The organism is Halobacillus shinanisalinarum (assembly GCF_022919835.1).
GTDB classification, from domain to species: Bacteria; Bacillota; Bacilli; order Bacillales; family Halobacillaceae; genus Halobacillus_A; species Halobacillus_A shinanisalinarum.
Genome location: NZ_CP095074.1, coordinates 718949 through 742914, shown reverse-complemented (window position 1 = coordinate 742914; position 23966 = coordinate 718949). Strand labels below are relative to the sequence as shown.

19 protein-coding genes and 3 pseudogenes are annotated in these 23966 nt (G+C 41.1%); 17 read left to right on the top strand and 5 right to left on the bottom strand.

What is annotated here, in order from left to right:
- Both thiI and MUO14_RS04005 read left to right on the top strand, forming a co-directional pair.
- Positions 1 to 1202 (top strand): annotated as a pseudogene (gene thiI, locus MUO14_RS04010) (tRNA uracil 4-sulfurtransferase ThiI).
- A 174-nt stretch (positions 1203 to 1376) separates the two neighbouring features.
- Entirely contained in the window at positions 1377 to 2966 is a 1590-nt protein-coding gene (locus MUO14_RS04005; protein ID WP_244753748.1) for an amidohydrolase, read from the top strand.
- Positions 2967 to 3012: 46 nt separating this feature from the next.
- Here the strand turns inward: MUO14_RS04005 and MUO14_RS04000 are convergent, their stop codons facing one another.
- On the bottom strand, positions 3013 to 3816 hold the full coding sequence (locus tag MUO14_RS04000; RefSeq protein ID WP_244753747.1) for an NAD kinase: 804 nt from the start codon (positions 3814 to 3816) through the stop codon (positions 3013 to 3015).
- A 248-nt stretch (positions 3817 to 4064) separates the two neighbouring features.
- Here MUO14_RS04000 and MUO14_RS03995 point away from each other — a divergent pair, with 248 nt between their 5' ends.
- The 4 genes from MUO14_RS03995 (at position 4065) to MUO14_RS03980 (ending at position 7848) form a co-directional block, all read left to right on the top strand.
- On the top strand, positions 4065 to 5057 hold the full coding sequence (locus tag MUO14_RS03995) for a class I SAM-dependent methyltransferase (protein ID WP_244753746.1): 993 nt from the start codon (positions 4065 to 4067) through the stop codon (positions 5055 to 5057).
- Between the two features lie 123 nt (positions 5058 to 5180).
- On the top strand, positions 5181 to 6368 hold the full coding sequence (locus MUO14_RS03990; RefSeq protein WP_244753745.1) for an acetate kinase: 1188 nt from the start codon (positions 5181 to 5183) through the stop codon (positions 6366 to 6368).
- A gap of 139 nt (positions 6369 to 6507) precedes the next feature.
- Positions 6508 to 7332, top strand: a complete 825-nt coding sequence (locus MUO14_RS03985) for an EcsC family protein (RefSeq protein WP_244753744.1) — start codon at positions 6508 to 6510, stop codon at positions 7330 to 7332.
- Positions 7333 to 7335: 3 nt separating this feature from the next.
- On the top strand, positions 7336 to 7848 hold the full coding sequence (locus MUO14_RS03980; protein ID WP_244753743.1) for a MogA/MoaB family molybdenum cofactor biosynthesis protein: 513 nt from the start codon (positions 7336 to 7338) through the stop codon (positions 7846 to 7848).
- 37 nt (positions 7849 to 7885) lie between these two features.
- On the opposite strand, the gene MUO14_RS03975 is transcribed toward MUO14_RS03980, so the two are convergent.
- Entirely contained in the window at positions 7886 to 8341 is a 456-nt protein-coding gene (locus MUO14_RS03975) for a universal stress protein (protein ID WP_244753742.1), read from the bottom strand.
- Between the two features lie 287 nt (positions 8342 to 8628).
- Between MUO14_RS03975 and MUO14_RS03970 the strand changes: the two genes are divergently transcribed.
- The 9 genes and pseudogenes from MUO14_RS03970 (at position 8629) to MUO14_RS03930 (ending at position 17935) form a co-directional block, all read left to right on the top strand.
- Complete coding sequence (locus tag MUO14_RS03970; RefSeq protein WP_244753741.1) at positions 8629 to 9387, top strand: SDR family oxidoreductase; 759 nt, start codon at positions 8629 to 8631, stop codon at positions 9385 to 9387.
- 140 nt (positions 9388 to 9527) lie between these two features.
- Positions 9528 to 10646, top strand: coding sequence for an alanine dehydrogenase (gene ald / locus MUO14_RS03965; protein ID WP_244753740.1), 1119 nt, complete (start codon positions 9528 to 9530; stop codon positions 10644 to 10646).
- Positions 10647 to 11083: 437 nt separating this feature from the next.
- Positions 11084 to 11593, top strand: a complete 510-nt coding sequence (locus MUO14_RS03960; protein ID WP_244753739.1) for a DUF4178 domain-containing protein — start codon at positions 11084 to 11086, stop codon at positions 11591 to 11593.
- Positions 11594 to 11609: 16 nt separating this feature from the next.
- Entirely contained in the window at positions 11610 to 12281 is a 672-nt protein-coding gene (locus MUO14_RS03955) for a PspA/IM30 family protein (protein WP_244753738.1), read from the top strand.
- 73 nt (positions 12282 to 12354) lie between these two features.
- Complete coding sequence (locus MUO14_RS03950) at positions 12355 to 13026, top strand: DUF4247 domain-containing protein (protein ID WP_244753737.1); 672 nt, start codon at positions 12355 to 12357, stop codon at positions 13024 to 13026.
- 13 nt (positions 13027 to 13039) lie between these two features.
- On the top strand, positions 13040 to 13435 hold the full coding sequence (locus tag MUO14_RS03945; protein WP_244753736.1) for a DUF350 domain-containing protein: 396 nt from the start codon (positions 13040 to 13042) through the stop codon (positions 13433 to 13435).
- A gap of 385 nt (positions 13436 to 13820) precedes the next feature.
- Positions 13821 to 15370: pseudogene (locus tag MUO14_RS03940) on the top strand (polyamine aminopropyltransferase).
- Between the two features lie 39 nt (positions 15371 to 15409).
- Positions 15410 to 16090 carry a metal-dependent hydrolase gene (locus MUO14_RS03935; protein ID WP_244753735.1) on the top strand — a complete coding sequence of 227 codons (681 nt, stop codon included), beginning with the start codon at positions 15410 to 15412 and terminating at the stop codon, positions 16088 to 16090.
- Positions 16091 to 16622: 532 nt separating this feature from the next.
- Positions 16623 to 17935: pseudogene (locus tag MUO14_RS03930) on the top strand (DRTGG domain-containing protein).
- 309 nt (positions 17936 to 18244) lie between these two features.
- Here MUO14_RS03930 and MUO14_RS03925 read toward each other — a convergent pair.
- Complete coding sequence (locus MUO14_RS03925) at positions 18245 to 18574, bottom strand: YtpI family protein (RefSeq protein WP_318036014.1); 330 nt, start codon at positions 18572 to 18574, stop codon at positions 18245 to 18247.
- A gap of 90 nt (positions 18575 to 18664) precedes the next feature.
- Between MUO14_RS03925 and MUO14_RS03920 the strand changes: the two genes are divergently transcribed.
- Complete coding sequence (locus MUO14_RS03920) at positions 18665 to 19612, top strand: DHH family phosphoesterase (RefSeq protein ID WP_244753734.1); 948 nt, start codon at positions 18665 to 18667, stop codon at positions 19610 to 19612.
- A gap of 41 nt (positions 19613 to 19653) precedes the next feature.
- Here the strand turns inward: MUO14_RS03920 and ytrI are convergent, their stop codons facing one another.
- Together ytrI and MUO14_RS03910 are read right to left on the bottom strand one after the other, a co-directional pair.
- Complete coding sequence (gene ytrI / locus MUO14_RS03915) at positions 19654 to 20172, bottom strand: sporulation membrane protein YtrI (protein WP_396265803.1); 519 nt, start codon at positions 20170 to 20172, stop codon at positions 19654 to 19656.
- On the bottom strand, positions 20156 to 20488 hold the full coding sequence (locus tag MUO14_RS03910; RefSeq protein WP_244753732.1) for a sporulation membrane protein YtrH: 333 nt from the start codon (positions 20486 to 20488) through the stop codon (positions 20156 to 20158). Before MUO14_RS03910 ends, ytrI begins: the two co-directional genes overlap by 17 nt.
- 132 nt (positions 20489 to 20620) lie before the next feature.
- Here MUO14_RS03910 and dnaE point away from each other — a divergent pair, with 132 nt between their 5' ends.
- Positions 20621 to 23953: a DNA polymerase III subunit alpha gene (gene dnaE / locus MUO14_RS03905; protein WP_244753731.1), complete on the top strand. Its 3333-nt coding sequence runs from the start codon at positions 20621 to 20623 to the stop codon at positions 23951 to 23953.
- Positions 23954 to 23966: the final 13 nt, after the last annotated feature.

Genomic DNA, 23966 nt, shown 5'->3' with positions numbered 1-23966 from the left:
ATGGAATTTGATCACATTTTAATTCGCTACGGTGAATTGTTTATAAAAGGGAAAAACAGAAAGTATTTTGAACGTAAACTGCAGAGTAACTTAATAAAAAAGTTGAAGGAATTCAACAATGTTCGTGTTTCTAAAAAAAGGGATCGAATGTATGTGCTTCTGAATGGTGAAGATCCCTATCAAGTAATGAATAAGTGTCAGCAAGTCTTTGGAATCCATACGTTAAGTTTTGCAATAAAAGTGGAGAAAGATGCAGATGCAATAAAGCAGGCAGCCTTAGCTGCGTTACAAGATTCACCTGAGGCGCGAACATTTAAAGTGTCAGCTAAGCGAGCCGATAAGGAATTTTCGATCCGCTCGCAAGACTTGAATCATATCATTGGCGGATATGTACTCTCAAATACTGAAGGGGTCACCGTTAACGTTCATCATCCGGATGTCGAGTTAAAAGTAGAGGTTCGAAATGACGCTGCTTATATAACTGCACAGGATTACCCGGGTGCCGGCGGGCTTCCAGTTGGAACAACTGGTAATTCGCTGCTTCTTCTTTCAGGTGGTATCGATAGCCCAGTTTCAGGATATTTGACCATGAAACGGGGCGTGGAGCTTGAAGCAATTCATTTCCATTCCCCCCATATACGAGTGAACGTGCCAAGCAAAAGGTACTGGACCTTGCGAGCGAACTTTCCGAGTATGGGAATAAAATAAAGGTCCATATTATCCCTTTTACAGCCATCCAACAGAAAATTCACAACGAGACACCTGAAGGGTACAGTATGACAATTATGCGCAGAATGATGATGAGAATTAGTGAGCAAATAGCTAAGCAACAGGAAATTTTATCTTTGACGACCGGAGAAAGCCTCGGTCAAGTGGCAAGTCAAACGATGGAAAGTATGAATGCCATTAATGAAGTAACTAATTTGCCTATTATTCGCCCTTTAGCAGCTATGGATAAACTTGAAATCATTGAAATTTCAAGGAAGATTAACACGTATGATCTTTCTGTGCTTCCGTATGAAGATTGTTGCACGATTTTTGTACCGAAAGCTCCGAAAACCAAGCCCACAAGGGAAAAAGCTAGTTATTATGAATCCACTGTCGATTTTAACCAGGATATTTCAGATGCTATTGAGCAATCATATATGATCGAAGTAAATGGTAACAAAGAAAGTAAAGATGAGTTTGAGGATTTGCTTTAATTAGGGAGGCTCACGTTGCTGCTGCATCGTGAGCTTTTTACGAGGGGTAGCCTCTTAGATATCAAGTATGCAATATAAGATTTATGTGTTCCGATATATTCTCGTAAACAGCTTTCTTACTTTTCGAGTCAAATTCTGTATTGTAAAATAAATTTAATAGGAAGGGGAAGGCAAATGAAGTTATGGTATGGTGGAAAAATATATACAATGAAAACGGATGGGGAATGGGTTGAAGCTGTCATATCTGATGGTGGAATAATCCTAGCTACAGGACAGACTCAAGATCTTTATGCTTCTTATCAGGAGTCCATCACAGAGGAAATCAATTTAAAAGGGGCCGTGATGTACCCAGGTTTTACAGATAGTCACCTTCATATCATTGGCCATGGGGAACGGCTGATGAGGCTTGATTTATCTTTTATGAAGTCAGCTGAAGAGGTGAAGCAAGCCTTAAGCCTTCATGCTGAACAGTTAGATAAAGGGGAATGGATTATTGGTGAAGGCTGGAATGAAAATCAATGGGAAGATAAACGCATCATACATAAGAATGAGTTAGACGAATTGACAAGGGACCATCCGATCATGCTTACTAGAGTATGCCGTCATGCTTTGCTAGCCAATTCCAAAGCAATGGAGCTTGCTGGTGTGAATGCACATACACCTGATCCGCAAGGTGGTGTGATTGTACGTGATGAACAACAGGAACCCATGGGCTACTTTCATGATCAGGCACAGGATTTAATTAAGCGGGCAATGCCTGAGGTCACCCCCGAATACTTAAGAAAAGCGACAGGGCTTGCCGTCAGTGATATGCATGCCCACGGATTGGTCGGAGGTCATAGTGAAGATCTTAATTATTACGGCGGCTTTAAAAAGACTTTTGATGCTTTTACAGATGTGATTAATGGCGATGATGTGAAATTTCGGGCTCACCTGCTCGTGCATAATGGCGTACTAGAGGATATGGATGGAGAAGGTTTAGGGTTTAAGAAAGGTACGGAATTTGTGGAGCTTGGCGCTGTGAAAATTTTCACCGATGGGGCCCTTGGCGGTAGAACTGCATGGCTCTCAGATGATTATGCTGACGATGAGGGAAATCGAGGCGTAGCTATCTATACAGAGGAGCAGCTGAGAAAAGTTGTCCTTAAGGCACGCAAACGAAACATGCCTATCGCTGTACATGCTATTGGGGATGCTGCAACGGAGGCGATTGCTAATGTTATTAAGGAATACCCCCTTCAAACAGGTGAAAGGGATCGAATTATTCATGCTCAAATTTTAAGTCCCGCACTGATAGATAAATTAAAGAAACTTAATGTTATTCTTGATATCCAGCCTACGTTTGTCGCTTCAGATTTTCCTTGGGTAATGGATCGCCTTGGGTATGTCCGCTTAAAGACCTCCTACTCCTGGAAGACGCTGTTAGATGCTGGGATTGTTTGTGCGGGGGGATCGGATGCTCCAATTGAGGAAATAAATCCACTGCTCGGGATACGAGCGGCAGTTGATCGCCGGGCAAGCTATGACAATCAAGTGTACCAGGCCGAAGAACGTCTCTCCGTATATGAAGCCATTTCTTTATATACAAAAGGGAGTGCTTATGCTATCGGGAGAGAGCATGAGCAAGGAATAATTGAAACAAATTTCGTGGCTGACTTTACTATTTTGGATCGTGATTTATTTGCCCTTAAGCCACACGAATTGGCAGATGCTATGGTAACGATGACGGTAGTAGATGGTGAGGTCATGTACCAACGAGTATAAGGAAAGCCAGGCTATTGCCTGGCTTTCGCATTTGAACAGATTTTTTTCATAAAAAGGTGCGCTGAACCCGTTCCCAATAGGAGTTGTTTTTTAATTTCACTGTCTTAATCACTTTATCGCTTAAATTTACAGTGATATCTTGGATGTTGCGGATGGAGAAGGCTTCATTGTCCATCCCGATAATTGGATAGTCGTTGCCGTCTTGACGAACACTCAATCTAAGTGTTCGCTCAGGGCCTAAAATAAAGGAAGAACCGAGTGTACGGTAGCGATTATTATTTAGTGAGGCAAGCTCGCTCACCTGAAAGCAAGGTAGTTTCGGATCAACAACGGCGCCTTTTGTAGATTTGTTATAGCCCGTGCTGCCCGTTGGAGTTGCAACGATTAATCCGTCACCACGGAACGTTTCAAAATAAGTATCATCGATAAATACATCGATTACGATCGATTTAATAAGAGTAGAGCGAACGCTACACTCGTTTAAACAACAATAGCTTGATTCATTATTCACCGTCGATTCAATAACCGGAAAACGGCGAACCTCGAGTTCGGCATTAAGCATGGAATCAACCATTTCATTGTAATTGTCCAAGTTAAAGTCACAGTATAATCCAGCTTCATCTTTACTCCTAATTCCAACGTACAAGCAGTCTTGTCGGAAGCCTGTTTTTCTAACTGCTTGAAGGAATGTGCCATCTCCTCCTACAGATATAATAATATTTGCATCTTTGGAATCATCTACAATGTTAAAGTCATTTTTAAGGGCGAGCTGATATAAGGGTGCAAGTTTTTCTTCCAATTTGTTATTTGGATGATAATAAAAATAGAGATTTCTGCGTTGATTGGACATTACGAAAGCCTCCTTAATGGAATTCATTATGTATTTTACCACTATAGTAGATGAATGAATAGCTAGGAAATGTAATAGAGGAGTTGAATTGAAAAGACCGGATGAATGGATGGATGATGTTGAAGTCCGTTCAATTTTTCGTTATGGTTATGAATAGAATCAAGTGCTTGGATGAGAACGCATGGACCGCGACAGCAATGCGTTCTTTTTGTATGAAATTAAGGTCGGAAATAAACAGGAGGATCATGATGAAACAAGAGCAGGTAGGAAAGTTATATGAATGGATCGATGAGACAGCTACCATTATCGAAATGGATATGAATGTTACGTATTTAGAAGCGGTTGCTGAAACGTTGGATACATTATTTAATGGGCAGCCTTTTGATGATGTGGATGATCAACTGTCTACTAAATTGACAAATCAGCTAGTGAAGATAAATAGAGGGGATTACGAGAAGGAAGAAATACGTAAAGCCGTACAACTTGCTATTTTAAAAGGAATGAAGGATGCAACACAGCAGCAACACCTGATAACACCTGATTCTGTAGCCATGTTTATGGGATATGTTGCTTCAAAGCTATTTGAAGGGGAGGGAGAGCTGAAACTGTTTGACCCTGCGGCTGGTACAGGGAACTTAATGACCTCAGTAATGAACCAGCTTGAGATGGGCCTTACAGCCTACGGTAGTGAAGTGGATCATACATTAATTCAGTTAGCTGTAGCCAATGCAAATTTACAAGAGAATCCTATTGAGTTTTTCCACCAAGACAGTCTTCGCCCATTTTTAATGGAGCCGGTTGACTTTGTTGTTGCCGATCTTCCTGTGGGATATTATCCAGATGATGTACAAGCTAAGCAATATCAGTTAAAAGCTGAAGAAGATCACTCCTACGCGCATCATTTGTTTATTGAACAAGGGATAAATTATACAAAAGCCGGAGGATATTTAATGTTTATCGTTCCAAATTTCCTCTTCGACAGTGAGCAGTCTCAGTCCCTTAACGAGTATCTAAGAGAGGAAGCGCATATAGTCGGAATGCTTCAGCTGTCAGATTCACTTTTTAAGGAGGAAAAGCACGGAAAGAGCATCTTGATCTTGCAGAAGAAGGGCGAGGGAACAAAACCTCCTAAGCAAGCACTGTTGGTAAAGCTTCCGTCCTTTAAGAATCCGGATGCAATGGCAGATATTCTTGCTCAAATGAATCAGTGGTTTAGTGAATATAAAACGATGAAATTGTAAGAATATAAGAAATATATCAAGTAAACGTTATCATGTTCCTTTCACCTTGAAAACGAGTCAGGCGGGTGGTTAAATGGTAGTGGTAGAAAGATACGAACCTATATTTTAAGGGGATGAACAACGTTGAATAATATTCTTGCAATAAATGCAGGTAGTTCTTCTTTAAAATTTCAATTAATCGAAATGCCTGCAGAAACAGTCGTAACAAAAGGTCTTATAGAGCGTATTGGCCTGGATGACGCTGTGTTTACAATAGAATTTAATGGAGATAAAGATAAGACTGTAACAAGCATACCTGATCATAGTGTAGCTGTGTCCCTGCTACTAGATAAGCTTACAGGTCACGGAATTATTCAATCTCTCGATGAGATCAACGGAGTAGGCCACCGTGTCGTACACGGTGGTGAACGATTCAGTGAATCTGTCTTGATTACAGATGATGTTATCAAGGAAATTGAAGGGGTATCTGATCTGGCGCCACTTCATAATCCCGCTAACTTGACTGGAATACGTTCTTTTAGAGAGGTATTGCCTAATGTGCCGCATGTCGCTGTATTTGACACAGCCTTCCACCAGACCATGCCGGAGCAATCTTATTTGTATAGCTTGCCATATGAGTACTATGAGGAATATGGTATTCGCAAATATGGTTTCCATGGAACGTCACATAAATATGTCACAGAACGTGCTTCTGAAATGCTTGGTCGTCCAGTCGAACAACTTCGATTGCTCTCCTGCCACCTTGGGAACGGAGCAAGTATTGCAGCGATTGAAGGTGGAAAGTCGATTGATACATCAATGGGCTTCACACCGCTCGCTGGAGTGACTATGGGTACACGTTCAGGGAATATTGACCCTGCCCTTATTCCGTTTATCATGGACAAGACGGGTAAATCAGCTAGTGAAGTGATGAATGTATTAAACAAAGAAAGTGGAATGCTTGCCCTCTCAGGTTTCTCGAGTGATTTAAGAGATATTGAGGAAAAAGCATCCGAAGGTGATGAACGTGCAGAACTAGCACTGGAAGTGTTTGCTAATCGAATTCATAAATACATTGGGTCCTATGCTTCCCGTATGCATGGCATTGATGGGATTATTTTTACTGCTGGTGTCGGTGAGAATAGTACATCGATTCGTGAACGTGTGCTAAGAGGACTCGAGTTCATGGGAGTGTATTGGGATCCTTCCCTTAACCAGGTGCGTGGCAAAGAAGCATTCGTTAACTATCCGCATTCACCTGTTAAAGTTATGGTAATTCCTACGAATGAAGAGGTAATGATTGCTCGTGATACAGTGACAAATGGATTGTAATACTAAAAGGAAGGTAGACAGCTTCGTGCATTCTACCTTCCTTTCTTTTTGTTCAAGAACAAGACTACTTCGATTTTCCTTTTTAGCTGTTTCAAGCTACAATTAGACATAACGATGGGTACGGAAGGAGTGGTGTTTTTTGACTAAAAAAAGTGTGATGAAGGGGATTGAGAGATGGCAGGAACATCATTCCAGCTATCAAGCCAATGACTTCGAAGTTCTGTATGATCACTGGATTCGTGACTCCTTTGATCAAATCAATCCTGATGTAAAACAAAAATTTTTTTCAAGGTTAGACGGATGGCTTTTTCATACACATGCTTTTCTTCAAGGGTCTGCTTTTCAAAATGATGCGCGTGAACGAATCTTGACGGTGGGTCGTATCTTTCAGTCTGAGGTGACTTATGTGGAGGACATGAGACAGTTGGATGTGAACCAACTAACCTACATAGCTGATCAGCAGGTGGCAAGAGGCCGTTTATATTCTTTTGCGCAAGGGGGGCTAACTGGAACTGGGGGATGGCTGCTGCTGGGCGTCGATTTTCCGTTGATGACAATTTTAAATTTGCGGGCTGTTCAATTAATTGGGTTAACATTTGGTCATGAAATGAACCATCCTTATGAGATGATGATCTCATTTAAAGTGTTTCATGCGGCGATGCTGCCTAAGCGTCTTCAATTGGCAGCATGGGATGATTTAATTGAGGAAATAAGAAATAATGATCATCCTTATGTGTATGAGGGGAATGACCAAATCACAGATGAAACGTGGTTAGAACAGCCTTTGAAGCAGTCCTTTAAGTCATTGTTCATTTTAATGTTTAGAAGGAAGCTGTTTCAGGGCATTCCTCTCGTAAGTGTCGCAATCGGTGCTTATTCCAATTATCAACTGACTAAACAAATGACAGAATTTGCGATGAAATTTTACCAATACAGACATTTGATGATGGAACAGGAGGGGTAGGAAATGGCTGTTGATCAGCACAAAAAGGAAGCACCTGAGACTGTTCGCTGCATGGTTATTACGGTTAGTGATACGAGAACAAAGGAAACTGATAAAAGCGGAAAGCTTATGATTGAAAAGCTAGAGGAAGCTCAACATGTAGTGGTTGAACATCGGATTGTTAAGGATGAAAGAGCGACTATAGAAACAGCGATACAGCAAGGGATTCGTGACGAAAAGATTGAGGTAGTCTTAACAAATGGGGGGACGGGAATTGCGCTGCGGGATGTGACGATTGAGACCGTGACTCCTCTATTGGAAAAGGAGATACCGGGTTTTGGTGAATTGTTTCGTATGCTGAGCTATAAAGAGGATATTGGATCTGCCGCCATTCTATCGCGAGCCACAGCAGGGGTGAGCGGAGGGACAGCAATATTCTCAACCCCGGGGTCGAGCGGTGCGGTAAAGCTGGCTATGAATAAGCTCATTTTACCTGAAATCACCCATGTGGTGGGAGAGCTTCACAAGGATTTATAGAGAATAAGTAAAGACGCTGATTGTTCAGCGTCTTTACTTATTCTTCATCTTTATCATCGTCACGTACCACGAGGACATCACAAGTTGCGTATCTAATGATGTGTTCGGAAACACTACCGATAAAGAAGCGTTCCATGACATTTAAGCCAGTAGCTCCGCAAATAATTAAGTCAGCTTGATGTTTAGGAGCAACATCTTTTGCAATTTTTATTTTTGGTGAACCGTAATCGATGTCAATCATCACATTGGTTACACCAGCTGCTTCGGCCTTCTTTTGATAATCCTCAAGCAACTCTGTTGCGTATTTTTCTGCACGTATGGCAAGGGAACGATCGTACGCTTCCACAGTTGAAAATGCTCGGGTATCAACAATATGGGATAATATTAGTTTTGACTGGTTTCGATTCGCGATATCGATGGCTTTGTTAAAAGCTACCTCTGCCGTTTCTGAACCATCAACGGCAACAACGATATCCTTGTACTCAAATGTCATTATGAACTCTCCCTTCCTTTTATTATTAATATTATAACACGATCAAGGCTGTGATAGTGATTCTTACTTTCCTTTAGCACTTTTTTAGACTATTAATAATAAAGTACAATAACAGCAAATTTTCAGCAAAAGGGTTGTATCGTTTCAAGCGTAACAGCTGAACCTTATTCCCTATTTGTAGTAAAGTAAGTTTAGGTCTTGAATTTTTGTAAATGAACAACTGAAGCATGAGAAAACATTGTATGAAATATAGTTAATCATAAACCCCACTGAAGGGAGAAGTGCATATGCGTCATGCCATCATTACAGCAGGAACAAAAGGATTAGGAAAAAAAGTGACGGAACAATTTTTACAGGCAGGTCATTCTGTTACGGTTACATATAGAAACGATAAGAAAAAGGCGGAAGAGCTAATCGAGCAATATGCATCTATAAACAACCGCATTCACTTAGTACAAGTAGATGTCACATCAAAAGCAGACCTCAAACGGCTTGTCAAGGAAACGATGGATCGTTTCGGGAGAATAGATTTTTTAATAAATAATGCAGGGCCATATGTTTTTGAGCGGAAAAAACTGGTCGATTATTCTGATGATGAATGGAATGCCATGATCAGGGGAAACCTAGATGCAGCATTTTATTTACTTAAACAGATCATTCCAATTATGAGAGTCCAATCATTTGGCCGAATTATAAACTATGGCTTTCAAGGAGCGGGATCTTCATCGGGATGGATTTATCGTTCAGCCTTTGCTGCAGCGAAAGTAGGCTTGGTTTCACTAACAAAAACGATTGCTTTTGAAGAAGCGGAATTTGGCATTACTTCAAATATGGTTTGTCCGGGGAACATTACAGGGGAAATGAAAGAGGCATCCATTGAACAAGGCAGAAAAATCAAAGATGAGAAAACCCCAATTGGGAGGCCCGGTACAGGAGAAGATATTGCTCGAACGATCGCTTTTCTCTGTGAAGAGCAATCGGATATGATTACTGGCACAATTTATGAAGTCACCGGAGGATTAGATGTTATTAACCGTTATCGCTAAAAACATAAAAAATAAGAATTTGTTGCAATGAAAGGGCTTACAGAATAGCTATTAGTTCACTTGTTTAAAATAACGATATAGTGGTTTCGACATAACGATATGATTGTTCTGATCGAATGGAAGTGGGAGGTTAAGTATTTATGAAAATTGGTATACCAAGAGAAGTGAAGAACAATGAGAACCGTGTGGCCATGACACCTGCTGGAGTCATTACCTTACAAAATGTCGGGCATGAGGTTTTTGTTGAAACAAATGCAGGGGTCGGCTCAAACTTTACAAATGAGCAGTATCAAGAAGCAGGAGCAACAATTGTATCCACAGCAAAGGAAGCATGGAGTCAGGAAATGGTGATGAAGGTAAAGGAGCCGCTTCCTGAAGAGTATGATTACTTTTATAAAGGACTTATCTTATTTACTTATTTACATCTAGCACCAGAACCGGAACTAACGAAGGCATTAATTGACCAGAACGTGGTTGCGATCGCTTATGAAACGGTACAACTTTCAAATGGGTCGCTGCCATTACTTACACCAATGAGTGAAGTGGCGGGGAGAATGGCTTCACAAATTGGAGCACAATTTTTAGAGAAATCTCACGGCGGCAAAGGGATTCTTCTCGGAGGAATTCCTGGCGTAAGGCGGGGGAGAGTAACCGTTATAGGTGGCGGTGTTGTAGGAACTAATGCTGCTAAAATTGCAATGGGCCTAGGGGCTGATGTTACGATCATCGATTTGAATCCAGAACGCCTGCGTCAACTTGATGATATTTTTGGATCGGAAATTAACACACTGATGTCGAATCCATTAAACATTCAAGAATCACTTGAGGAATCCGACTTAGTCGTCGGCGCTGTTCTTATTCCGGGAGCAAAAGCCCCTAAACTTGTTACAGAAGAAATGGTGAAGTCGATGCCAGAAGGTTCTGTTATTGTCGACGTTGCGATTGACCAGGGCGGAATTTTTGCTACGACAGATCGAATTACGACACATGATAATCCAACGTATGAAAAGTTCGGGGTATTACATTATGCTGTAGCAAACATGCCTGGTGCCGTGCCACGCACGTCAACAATTGGCTTGACTAACGTGACTGTTCCCTATGCCCTCCAGCTTGCAAACAAAGGGTGCAAGCAGGCATGCCAGGACAATGAAGCCCTGTTTAAAGGGATTAATACACTTGACGGCTATGTAACTTATCAAGCAGTAGCAGAAGCACACGGTCTTGACTATGCCAGTGCTAGTGAGCTTTTAAAAAAATAGGTTTAGTAACAGTAGGGCACATACCGTTCTACTGTTTTTTTATAGAGGATGTTCAAAATGAAAATCGGCGAATTTCTTCGTTGCTCAGTTTATCCGGTCCTCACGTATGAGGATATACGCTGTGGTCCCCAAAACTTTCGCGCATTGAACTTCTTGCGACAAGGAACGTGCCCGTGTCGACTTTGGCACAGAAGGTGATGATCTTGGTCGACGTTCTCATTCGTCAACTTTTGAACACATACTTATAGTGGAACTTCCGTGATTTTTTCCGCGCAGTTATTTGAATGATGGATAGTTATTTTTGTGTTCTTTGTAATTTCTAGGGTAAAATAGTGTTGTTGTTAAATTTGAATAAAAAAGTTTTAAAAAAGTGAAACCAACTATGGGATACTCACGTACATACAGGTACAAGGTCATAGTTGAAGAGAGGTGAGCAATTGGGATTTTTTTCGAAATTGTTTTCAAATAAAAAGACAGAAACACCTGATGTAAAAGAGCGGACAGCTCTTAACATTAAAGTGGGGGATATCATCACTTACGATCTTGTGGATTATGAAGTGGTGGGGAAAATCACCTACCGTGATGGTTCATATGAATGGTTTTCCTATCAGCTACTCGAAGGCACAAATATAAAATGGCTGTCTGCTGAGATGGATGACGAGCTAGAGCTTGGTATATATGAGACAATAAAGCTACCGGTTGATTCTTTTCTAAAGCAAATTGAATATGAAGATACCATCTATCATAAGGATGAGGAAGGTGAAGCATATGTGACGGGAGAAGGTCGGAGCAAGAATATAAACGGCCGAACGACCCGTTATGCTGAGTATATTTCTGAGGACGAAGAGACATACCTATCCTTAGAATCCTGGGGTAGTGAGATTGAAGTAAGTTACGGATATGATATCGAAGCCTATGAACTTAAAATTATTGCTGGTTCTCAATAATAAGGAGGAAAATTAAATGTTTAAACTTTTTAACCGCGTAAAAACTGTTGTCGGTGCTGAGCTCAATTCTATGTTAGATAAGGCAGAAGATCCGGTGAAATTGCTCGACCAATTCATGAGAGATATGGAAAGTGATATTCGTGACGCAGAGAGTGCTGTTGCTAAACAAATCGCTAATGAAAAAATGTTGAAGCGCAAATACGATGATGCCCAGGCGTTAAGTGATAAACGAATGAAGCAAGCTGAGAAAGCAATGGAGGCGGGGAATGAAGATTTAGCACGTCGTGCGTTAGAGGACAAAAATAATCAGCAATCACAGGCTGACCAATTCAAGGCCTCTCATGAGCGTGCGGAACAAGATGCAAATAATCTTCGTATAAAGCTTGATGAAATGAAAAAAGAATATCAGGAAATGAAGTTGAAAAAAGATTCCCTTAAAGCCAGAGCAGAATCTGCGAAAACGCGTACGAAGATGAACCGTACAATGTCTGGCATAGGAAGTGATGAGTCTCGCCAAGGGTTTGAAAGAATGGAAGAGAAAGTAATGCAGCATGAGGCGGAAGCCGAGACAAGTGAGGATCTTTCTAAGTCCAATCGTTCTTTAGATGATGAATTTGATGCGCTAGATGAAAAAGACAGCGTTGATGATGAATTAGCTGCACTTAAAAAGAAAATGAATAAAGAATAATGAGGTGGTTTGCTTATTCGTGCCTGACACCATGTCAGGCACGAGTATTTTTGATGGAAGGAGGGGTTACACCTTGAGAAACTATGTTGGAGTAATAATTGTTGTTATTATCGCAGTTGTAATAGGTTTTAACATGTTTGGCAATAATGGTGGTTCCAGAGGGATGACTGGAACATACACCGAGGATACATATGGAGAATTGCCTAGTGAACCCTCTCGCAGTGAAATTATCAATAACATTAATAACTCCGATGCTTCATCCATTGAAGAATTAATCAAGCAAGGATTCCCATTGCTTGATACGGTTAGAACAGACCGGGGCATTTCTAAAATTTATATGACACAAGAACTTACGCTGCCAAAAGTCGCTGAATTATTAGAAACGAATCGTGCACCAGAGGAAGTTAGTCAACGTAACGATGGGAAGCAGGTCCTCGTCTATCCTGATGACTTTGTTATACTACAAGAAAGCGATGCGGAGCCGGGACTGGTTTTGATTGAATTATCCAGCGATGAATTTGTGAGAAACAATTATTCACCTAGCTTCTTCCAAGGACTGTTAGCATACTCACTGTTAAACAGAATGCTTGACTCAAACGATTGGTCAAGAAGACGGGCGTCTACCTGTCAGTCAACAGGAAATTGCTACGGAGGCTATGGCATGTACGGCGGGTTCAATTCAGGTTCATCTGGTTCATTCCGCGGATCATCTAATCGCGGGGGAGGGCCTGGCGCAGGAAAATAGAGGAGGGAATTAAATGGAGCCATTTTTAGCTACGATAGGTTATTTTGCATTAGGTATAGTTGTCGTTCTTATTGGTCTAGTTTTATTTGAATGGATCACCAAACAATATAAGGACTGGGATGAAATAGGAAGTGGGAATCAAGCTGTTGCGATGTCGGTTTCAGGAAAGATTATCGGGATTTGTATTGTATTAGCGTTTGCCATTTATCACAGCTTCACATTATGGGATACCTTAATATGGGGAGCTTTTGGTGTAATATTACAAATGGTTGCTTACCTGTTATTTGAATTATTCACGAGGAAATTCTCTGTGGAAACGAAGCTGAAGGAAAATAATACAGCCGTTGGAATTGTCTCAATGGGCGTTTCTATTGGTTTAGCTTTTGTCATTGGGGCTTCCATTACATAAGCAAACTACGGGTTATTGAAAAGAATGCTTGAGCCACTATGGGTTTCTTCTACATAGTGGCTTTTTTAGAGCTAAGGAAACTATAAAAAATGACTGTGGATAAGGTTACATGAAGTTAACCACATCCAGCTCCAGCGCGCAGGATACTAAAGGCTAGTCAATCGCCTCCGTGGAGAATCACTCCACTGCGTCGCTTGTCTTGGGCCCGCAGGACGCGGTCAGTTCGACGTTGGCACATTGCCCCACAGGACGTGGGGGAGTTCGGCGTTGAAACAGGACGTTTCGGTTTTAGCCGAACTTCCTCTGTCGTGTCTACCGGGGCGCTTGAGCTTTTGTTCGAGGAAAGCCGTGAACAGTTAGGATGTACGATGTAGGGGTGAAGGCAATGAATGAACAAGCCGTTAAGAAAAGTCGACTGATTTATTGGGCATCTGGGATTGTCTCGATTTGTGGGATTATTTTCGAGGTGCTCTTTGGGGCATTAGGCTCGTACATACTTGGTGATGGTGTGAAACAGTATACGCTGACAATTAGTTTGTTTTTAACAGGTATGGGAATTGGAGCAAGTATCAGTGAAAAAGTGATGAAAAAGTTGATCTTAACATTTGTGTGGATCGAATTTATGGTCGCCTTAATCGGTGGATTCTCAAGTTTCTTGATGTTTGGTATGACGGCTTTTGCTCCAGGGGGGTCTGATGCCCTATTCTTATATTTAGTAACTTTTACAATTGGTGCCCTGACAGGGGTTGAACTACCGATTTTAATAAGAAAAGCAAATGAAATTGGTGTGAAGTTAAGCAGGAGCACGGCGAGGGTGCTGTTTTCAGATTATGCGGGCGGCTTAATTGGCGGCTTACTGTTCGCCTTTTACTTGCGTCCACAAATGGGTATGGTCAAAAGTGCTTTTTTCGTTGCCTGTATTAATTTAGCTGTAGCCGTTGTGATACTCTACTTGTTTCGTTCAGAAATTAAAAATATAGCATTACATGGGACAGCTGCAGGTGTGATTGGTGTGCTGTTAGTTGGCGGGCTTTTTTTCGGCGAAGAGATGGCGTTTTCTTTTGAACAAAAGCTTTATAAAGATCCCGTTATCTACATGGAGGAGAGTGCTTATCAACGGATTGTATTAACGAAAGAGCAAGGGGATACCCGGCTTTACTTGAATGGGTCGCTCCAATTTAGTTCTTCTGATGAACATCGTTATCATGAAACGCTTGTGCATCCCCCGATGGCACAGGCAGAAAGTCATGAGGAAGTTCTCGTTCTAGGGGTGGAGATGGTTTGGCAGCTAAAGAATTATTAGGTTATTCCGATGTAGAAGAGATTACGCTCGTTGATCTTGATCCTGCTGTTACACATTTAGCAAACACGAATTATCATTTACTTCAGTTAAACGATGGCTCACTTATGGATGATAGGGTAACCGTTTATAATAAGGATGCCTTTCAGTTTCTTGAAAACGCGGAACAGTTTTATGATGTCATTATTATTGATTTGCCAGACCCGAATAATGAGAGTTTAAATAAATTATATACAAAAGAATTTTATTCACTCGTGAGAAACCATCTAGCGCCAGGTGGGGCAGCCATGGTCCAATCGACAAGTCCTGTTTTTGCAACAGAAGTGTATTGGACAATCAGTGAGACGATAGCGTCAACAGGCCTTTCCATTGAGAATTTCCATGTTGATATTCCAAGCTTCGGAAACTGGGGATTTGTTATGGCAAGCCGTGAACCTATCGATGTAGGCAGTTTAGATATAAAACAGAAAACCGAATTTCTTACCGACGAGTTACTGAAATCTATGACCGTGTTTGGAAAAGATGAAGATAGGGAAATAGTAAATAGGGACGGTGAGACCGTCACGTTAGAACCAAATACATTAATTGATCCTAATTTAATTCAGAAGTATGAGCAAGCCTGGCAACACTATTGATGAATGGTACGGGTCAAAATATCGAAGAGGAGTGTAAGTGTGAAAGTATCTTATCATGGACATTCTGTTGTAAAAGTAGAAGCGAACGGAAAAACAATTTTGTTTGATCCCTACATTTCAGAGAACGGGAATACTGACTTAAACGCGGATGACGTGAAAGCTGATGTCATCTTACTCACGCACGGTCATAATGATCACGTTGGGGATACATTCGAAATTGCCAAACGTAACGACGCACAAATAGTAGCACCGTTCGAATTGGCTGCCTACTTGGGAAGTAAAGATCTTAATGCACATCCAATGTATATTGGTGGCAGTCATACTTTCGATTTTGGTGAGGTGAAATTCACTCAAGCCTTCCATGGTTCCTCTTATACAGAAGAGGATGGATCGATTATTTACACAGGGATGCCTACAGGAATTTTATTAACCATTGACGGAAAAACAATTTATCATGCTGGAGATACGGGACTATTCACTGACTTAAAAATGATCGGAGAACGGAATGACATTGATTTAGCTTTCCTCCCTATTGGAGATAACTTTACGATGGGGCCAGAAGATGCCCTGACTGCTGCTGAGTGGATAAAAGCAAAACAGGTGGTTCCGATTCACTACAACACATTCGACTTGATTAATCAAGATGGTGAAGATTTCGCTGCAAAAGTAAAACCTGGTAAAGGGAAAGCCTTAAAACCAGGGGAATCAATCACCTTATAAATAGCAGAAAAACCCACGAGGCTCTCGTGGGTTTTTTATGTTTAGCTTCGGCGCCCAGACCCTCGAGACATAAGCGGGTCGAAATCGCCCCGCTTATGCTAGTCGTGTCTATCAGGGCACCTCCGCTTTTCTACTGTCTAGCTGCGAGGGGCAGATCTTCGCGATATAAGCAGTTCGGCTCCGTGGGGGAAGATCATCCCACTTCGCCGCTCTGCTTATGCTTGTCGAGGCCCCACAGGACGTGGGGTCGTTCGGTGTTGGCACAGGACGTGCCGAAGTTAACCGAACATCCTCTCATACATGACCAAGACGCCTTCGCTTTCCTATTGTCTAGCTGTAAGGCGCAGACCTTCGCGACATAAGCAGTTCACTTCCGTGAAGAAAGATCACTTCACTGCAGTGCTCTGCTTATGCGTTTCAGGTCTAAACGCCCCTTTCCGCTTTTCTTATAAAATTGCGGTGGAACTGTATCACTTGTATAATAACAATTAACGATCAATATACTAGTACAGTTAGAAAGCTTGGTGAGGAAATGACTACCAAACATGAACAAATTCTGGATCATATTGATTCCTTATCTGTGGGAAGTAAAATTTCAGTCAGAGGAATCGCAAAAGTATTAAATGTAAGTGAAGGGACGGCCTATCGTGCCATTAAGGAAGCGGAGAATCAAGACCTTGTCAGCACAATTGAACGGGTAGGTACGATACGAATAGAGAAAAAGAAGAAAGAAAATATTGAAAGGTTAACTTTTGCTGAAATTATTAATATCGTTGATGGACAGGTTCTGGGGGAAGAGAAGGTCTATATAAGACACTTAACAAATTCGTAATCGGTGCGATGAAGTTGGATGCGATGATGCGCTACACTGAAGCAGGTTCACTGCTCATTGTTGGAAATCGGACAAATGCACATGAACTTGCCGTTAATGAAGGGGCTGCTGTACTTATTACAGGTGGCTTTGATACAGGAGAGTCCGTGAAACGACTTGCTGATGAAAAGAAATTGCCTGTTATTTCAACAAGTTATGATACTTTTACAGTAGCTGCTATGATTAACCGAGCTATTTATGATCAACTTATTAAAAAGGAAATCGTGTTAGTTAATGATATTTACACGCCATTTGATGAATCCAAATTTCTAACAACGAATGACTATGTTCAGAATTGGCATCAGTTGAATGAAGAAACGCTTCACAGCCGGTACCCTGTCGTTGATAAAAAGAATCGCGTCGTAGGAATGGTGACATCTAAAGATGTTATTGGCAAGGATAAGCAGATCAAAATCGATAAAGTAATGACGAAAAATCCGATGATTGTTCAGACGAATACATCGTTAGCAAATGCTGCTCACATGATGGTGTGGGAAGGGATTGAGCTTATGCCTGTGGTAGATCCATCACAGAAGCTGCAAGGAATTATCTCAAGACAGGATGTGTTAAAGGCATTACAGCAAATCCAGCGGCAGCCTCAAGTCGGGGAAACGATTGATGATCTTATAACAAGCCAACTAGAGTTAGGAGAGGCGCAAGCCGGTGAGTATGTTTTAAAGACAAAAGTAACTCCACAAATGACGAACCAGCTTGGTACGATGTCTTATGGTGTATTCACGTCACTCATAACAGAATCAACGAGTCGTCTGTTAAGCAAGCATAAAAAAGGAGATTTAGTCGTAGAAAATATCTCTGTTTTCTTCATTAAGCCGGTTCAATTAGAAAGTGAAATAGAAATTAAACCTCAGATTCTAGAAGTAGGGAGAAAATTTGCAAAGGTAGATGTGGAAGTTCATCACCAAAACTCAATTGTGGGAAAAGCCTTGTTAATGGCCCAGCTCATTGATAGGTAATTAAACAAGAAAAGCTGTCTCGAAGGTCACCTGCTGCGACCTTTGAGACAGCTTTTAGTGTGTGTTTCAAAAAGTTGACGAATGAGAACGTCGACAAAGATCGTTACCTCCTGTGACAAAGTCGACACGAGCACGCCCTATGCGCCTCAAGAAGTTCGAGGAGCGAACGTTTTGAGGACCACAGCGTATGCCTTTCCTACGTGAGGACCGGAAAAAACGAGCAACGAAGAAATTCGTCGTTTATCATTCGGTGACTTTTTGAACATCCTCTTTTATATAATTATATTTGTGGTATTCTCAAAAAATAGGTCAGGCACGATGTTTGCTATATTCATTACGGTAATGGCGGCTTGATTTGATACCAAGACGGAATTGAAATATACCTAATATAAGAAAAATGATGCCGATGAATAAAGACAAACGTGTTTCATAAAAAAGGTATTGGTTAATCCCGAAGAAAAATACAAAGGTTCCTAAGCAAATTTTCGCCTTGCTATTCATATAGGCCTGCTGTAGTGGATCACGTGATTTAACAAGCATGACTTTATAGTAAATATAAAGGAAAAAAGCGATAAGTATAATAGTTGGGAAAATAATCAAGCTGATCGACTCCTGAAGATAAGTTTTTACCCTACCCATTGTAGCTTGTTTCCTTCGATTTTGCTACCTGTTAAAGTCAATTTTGTGTTTTAATAAGGAAAGGAACAATAGGGAGAAAGGATTGAAATAATGCTAACGATAAAAATTGCAGAAGCGATCGTAGACTATGAAACCATTATCATACATCGTCACGTTCGGCCAGACCCCGATGCTTTTGGGTCACAGGCTGGCTTAGCTGAAATGATCAAGCATAGTTTTCCAGCTAAAAAAGTATTGATAACAGGGGAGGGTGAACCTTCCTTAGAATTCTTAACAAAAATGGATCAAGTTTCAGATGAAGATTATCAAGGGGCCCTTGTGATTGTTTGCGATACGGCAAACCAGGCGCGTATTGATGACCAGAGATACGGCAAAGGAGATAGGCTGATTAAAATTGATCACCATCCGGTGGTGGATGATTATGGGGATATCAGCTGGGTGAACACCGAAGCAAGCTCTACTTGTGAAATGATTTACACTCTTTTTAAGGATGCCTCTGACTTAGGGTTTGACTTTAATACACGGGCAGCGAAATTAGTTTATGCCGGAATCGTTGGGGATACAGGCCGATTTCTGTTTCCAAGTACAACACATGATACATTAACCTCGGCGGCCGAGCTTGTGGGCTATTCATTTGATCGACCCGAGCTTTATAAAAATATGTACAAGACATCAATAAATGTGGCTAAATTAAAAGGGTATGTCCTGCAAAATTTCACCGTAAATGAAGCGGGATATAGCACAGTTCGGCTGCCTAAGGAAATTCTTGAAGAATATAACGTAACAACTACAGAAACTAGTGCACTTGTCGGTTTACTTGGAGACATAGAAGGAATCTTAGCTTGGGCGTTTTTTGTGGAAGAGGAAGATGTAATTCGAGTGCGCCTTCGTTCAAGGGGACCTGTTGTTAATAAGATTGCTGCCAATCACAATGGGGGAGGCCACCCAATGGCGGCGGGGGCGTCCGCCTATTCATGGGATGAGACAGAAGACATTGCCAAAGAACTAAAGGAAGCATGCCAAGCCTTCGGTAAATAAATAAGAGCAACAGGTTTTAAAAACAGAACCTGTTGCCTCATTTATCGTTCTATGGAGATCGATAAGCGGATTCTAAGCTTATTGGCTATAATCAGTTGCTTTACGGTTAATTGATACGTAAAATCGTCAACAACAAAGGTTTTATTTTCAATGGCGGAGATCATTAACTGCGTTTGCTTTGCAGCTTCATCGATATCTCTACCGGTTACAGAAGTAAGTTGATCTTTCACCATTGATGAAAGTTCATGTTGCGTGAGCTTATCAACCTCAAGCTCTTTAGTATTTAGGAATTCTACAATGACCTCTTGTACAGTTAATCCTTCCGTTCGTTCTTCATCTTCTTCTTTTTCAGCGTTAAGTAGCCCTTCATATTTTCCTTCTATTTCATTAAGCTTATTAGAAAGTTTGATGTTTTCTTCCGTAATTTGTTCTTGTAATTCTCCATTTATAAAAATAAAAATTAAATATCCACAAATCATCCCAAAGAACATGCCGGCGAAAAATCGTCTCCATTCCTTATTTCTTAATTGAGGGGGATGTACATTACGTGACCTCCTCACCAAGCAGAAATTCGAATAAAAGAAGAGCGGCCTGCACACCTCCCATAGCTGAAACAATAATCATCACCTGTTTAAATAAATCAAATGTAGATCCGTCATATATTCCTTTTTCAAAATTGCTAATGGCATCAAATGTTCCTCCTATAGCGGCGACAATCGCCCAAATACGTAACCCTTTAGCAATTCTGAACATGGAAGTAAGCGGTGCTTCCCCTGTAAGGAAGCTGCCGATACTGCCAATTAATGTTCCGCCCACTATGACACCAAAAGCAATAAAGAAGCATTGGATCATGGATACTATAAGTCTCTCTTCCATTATGTCCCTCTTTCTTATAGAAGGTTGTCTTTCTTTATTACTCAAATTATTCTTTATAGTAGCGAAATATGCAGGATGCTTTCTTACATAGAGGATCTTACATATAATATAGATAGGAAAGAGGTGGCACAGATGTCATTTACACACTTACATGTACATAGTGGATATAGCTTAATGAACAGTACAATCCAGATCCCATCCCTTGTAAGAAAAGCTAAAGAACTTGGCTTCACTGCTCTTGCACTAACGGATGATAATGTGATGAGTGGGGCAGTTACCTTTTACAAAACTTGTGTAGAGGAGGGGATAAAACCTTTACTCGGTATGAGAGTCCATCTCGAGTATAAGGGGGAGACATTTCCTATTGTACTGCTTGCTAAAAATTCAGCAGGGTACCAGAAACTGCTCTCGATAAGCACGATGAAGCAAACCACTCAAGACCAGCTTTCCCTCTCTGATTTACCAAAACGAACAGATAACCTTGCGGCCGTAATTACCGTATCAGATACTTCCTGGGGTCAATCTATTATAAATGGAATGGTTGACCGTGTGGAAGAAGATCTTTCGGAGTGGCACACATATTTTAATGATTTAAACTTAGGTGTAAAAGATTACGGTGTTCGTGTAGAACGGCAGCTTCATCAACCATTGAAAGAATGGTCAAGTCTTAAAGGAATACCCGTGACAGCAATGAATGAAGTGCGTTATCTTGAACCCTCGGGTTCGGATGCTTACTATTGTTTGCGCGCCATTGACAATGGTGAAAAATACGCTCTTGATGCACATAGGGGAAGCCATGAATATTTAAAGGCACCAGGAGAAGTGGAAGACTATTATACGGAGTGGTGGCCTGAAGTTCTCGAAACGAACCAAAGAATCGTCCAATCCTGCGATGTGCAACTAGACTTTGATCAACAGCTTATTCCCGCCTTCCCTGTTCCGGTCGGGCGAACATCTGATGAATACTTGCGCTCTCTTTGTGAACAGGAGTTAGATTCAAAATATAGCAAGAACAAAGAGGAAGCAAAAGCAAGGTTGAATCATGAACTTGATGTTATTATGTCGATGCAATTCAGTGATTACTTTTTGATCGTATGGGATTTTATTGATTATGCAAAGAAGGCAGGGATGGAAGCAGGACCTGGACGCGGTTCAGCAGCAGGATCGATCGTCAGTTATTTGTTAGGCATCACCCAAGTCGATCCACTTCATTACAAGCTATTCTTTGAGCGGTTTTTAAATCCTGAACGAATCACTATGCCTGATATCGATATTGACTTTCCTGATGACAGGCGTGATGAAGTCATTGGTTATGTGGCCAATAAATATGGGAGCCAGCATGTTGCTCAAATTTGTACGTTCGGTACTTTTGCCTCAAGAAGTGTCTTAAGGGAATTATTTAAAACCATGAGCGTTGATCACAGTGATGCAGCCTTTATCCTCAAGTATATTAAAGGCGGATCTTCAAATACATTAAAGCAGCAGGTTCAAAAGTCGGAACCTTTGAAAGAATATGTTCGTTCTTCTCCCCATTTACAAAAAGTTTTTCAGATGGCGACCCAACTAGAAGGATTGCCGAGACATATGTCGACACATGCTGCAGGGGTTGTTATAAGTGAAGAACCACTCGTCCGTCACACAGCTCTTATGCAAGGGCAGAATAACGTGTATCTTACCCAAATGGCCATGGGTGACATAGAATCTGTCGGGTTGTTAAAAATGGATTTCCTTGGTCTTAGGAACCTTTCAATGATGAGAAGAATTGAGAAGAAAATACAAAATTATAGAAATCGGAATTTTTCAATTGAGACGATTCCTTTGGATGATGAGTCCACCTTTGAATTATTAAAACAAGGAAGGACAAATGGAGTTTTTCAGTTAGAATCTCAGGGTATGAAAGGTGTCCTACAGCGTCTAAGGCCGACTCATTTCGAAGATGTTGTTGCAGTAAACGCCCTGTATCGTCCTGGACCAATGGAATATATTCCTGTTTATATAAATAGGAAGCATGGGGTAGAGGATATTGACTATCCGCATGAGGATTTACAGCCGATTTTACAATCCACATTTGGGGTTCTCGTTTACCAGGAGCAGATCATGCAAGTGGCCCAGAAATTGGCCGGGTACTCTCTTGGAGAAGCAGACTTATTGCGTCGCGCGGTAAGTAAGAAGCAGCGTGAGTTGTTAGTTCAGCAAAGACAGCAATTTGTTACAAGTTCAATAGCTATTGGTTATCTTGAAAATGTCGCAAGCGAACTGTTTGATTGGATTGTGAAGTTCGCAAGTTACGGTTTTAATAGAAGTCATGCGGTTGCTTATAGTGTGATTTCCTATCAACTTGCCTACTTGAAGGCTCATTATCCTTCGTATTTCCTAGCTGAGCTCATTAACTCAACCATCGGTGATCGCGATAAACTCTCCACACATTTGCGAGAAGCCAAGGACTTAAGTGCTAAATTAAAGGAACCTTCGATAAACCACAGCCATTCCTATGCAAGAGACGAGCATGGATCAATAAGGCTAGGTTTTCTTTCTATAAAAGGGGTAGGCTTTCAGGCAGCCCAAGCTATTATAGAAGCTAGAAAAGAGGGATTATTTAAACATTTAAATGATTTTTGTTTGAGAGTTCCGAGTAAGGAAGTGTCCAGGTCTGTTATTGAATCACTAATCATGGCAGGCGCTTTTGATGAGTTGCAGCAAAATCGTGCCAGTTTGCTTGCAAGCATCGACCAGGCCATGGAACAAGGTGAATTGTTTAAAGAATTTCAGGATCAGCCTGGATTGTTTAGCTCAGACTTAGACATGGGAGGGAAGGAGGTTTCCATCGAGCCGCTTCCTATTTTGCAACAGCTCACTATGGAAAAGGAAGTATTAGGTACCTATTTATCCGAGCATCCGCTTGAGGTTCATCGCCCTCAGCTTATCCAAAAAAAGTTCATCACATTAAACGACGCGATCCGTCAACAACAGCCGAAATCAGTTAAAGCTGCTGTTGTCATTGAGCAAATAAAGGAGATCAGGACGAAGCGCGGGGACCCGATGTCGTTTCTTACAATTAGCGACGAAACAGCGGAAGTAGATGCTGTGCTTTTTCCAGATGTATATCGAGGTGCTAGATTATGGATCGATAGTCAAATGTTAGCGATCATTGAAGGTAAGGTTGAAGAGAGAAATGGCCGGAAACAATGGGTTATCACTACTATATCGCACTTTGATGAACAAGGGTATGAGAATAAACCAAGTCAAAGATTGTTTATCAAGACGACGATATCTGATGAAAGTAAAGCATTAGCCAGGTTAAACAAACTATCTAGCTATTTCCCAGGTAACACCGCTGTACTACTTTTTCGTTCTGATGATCGCAAAACGTATCAGCTTGGAGAATCGTATTCACTAAACGTATCTGAAGAATGCCTGCGTAAATTATATGAATTTTTCGGGACTTCCTCAGTGGCTTTAAGATAATCTGTACGGCTGG

Coding starts and splice junctions, on each gene's coding strand:
- ald (WP_244753740.1), top strand. CDS start 9,528: ATGAAAATTGGTATACCAAGAGAAGTGAAGAACAATGAGAACCGTGTG.
- MUO14_RS03975 (WP_244753742.1), bottom strand. CDS start 8,341: ATGACATTTGAGTACAAGGATATCGTTGTTGCCGTTGATGGTTCAGAA.
- MUO14_RS03970 (WP_244753741.1), top strand. CDS start 8,629: ATGCGTCATGCCATCATTACAGCAGGAACAAAAGGATTAGGAAAAAAA.
- MUO14_RS03925 (WP_318036014.1), bottom strand. CDS start 18,574: ATGGGTAGGGTAAAAACTTATCTTCAGGAGTCGATCAGCTTGATTATT.
- MUO14_RS03945 (WP_244753736.1), top strand. CDS start 13,040: ATGGAGCCATTTTTAGCTACGATAGGTTATTTTGCATTAGGTATAGTT.
- MUO14_RS04000 (WP_244753747.1), bottom strand. CDS start 3,816: ATGTCCAATCAACGCAGAAATCTCTATTTTTATTATCATCCAAATAAC.
- MUO14_RS03995 (WP_244753746.1), top strand. CDS start 4,065: ATGAAACAAGAGCAGGTAGGAAAGTTATATGAATGGATCGATGAGACA.
- MUO14_RS04005 (WP_244753748.1), top strand. CDS start 1,377: ATGAAGTTATGGTATGGTGGAAAAATATATACAATGAAAACGGATGGG.
- dnaE (WP_244753731.1), top strand. CDS start 20,621: ATGTCATTTACACACTTACATGTACATAGTGGATATAGCTTAATGAAC.
- MUO14_RS03955 (WP_244753738.1), top strand. CDS start 11,610: ATGTTTAAACTTTTTAACCGCGTAAAAACTGTTGTCGGTGCTGAGCTC.
- MUO14_RS03910 (WP_244753732.1), bottom strand. CDS start 20,488: ATGGAAGAGAGACTTATAGTATCCATGATCCAATGCTTCTTTATTGCT.
- MUO14_RS03920 (WP_244753734.1), top strand. CDS start 18,665: ATGCTAACGATAAAAATTGCAGAAGCGATCGTAGACTATGAAACCATT.
- MUO14_RS03980 (WP_244753743.1), top strand. CDS start 7,336: ATGGCTGTTGATCAGCACAAAAAGGAAGCACCTGAGACTGTTCGCTGC.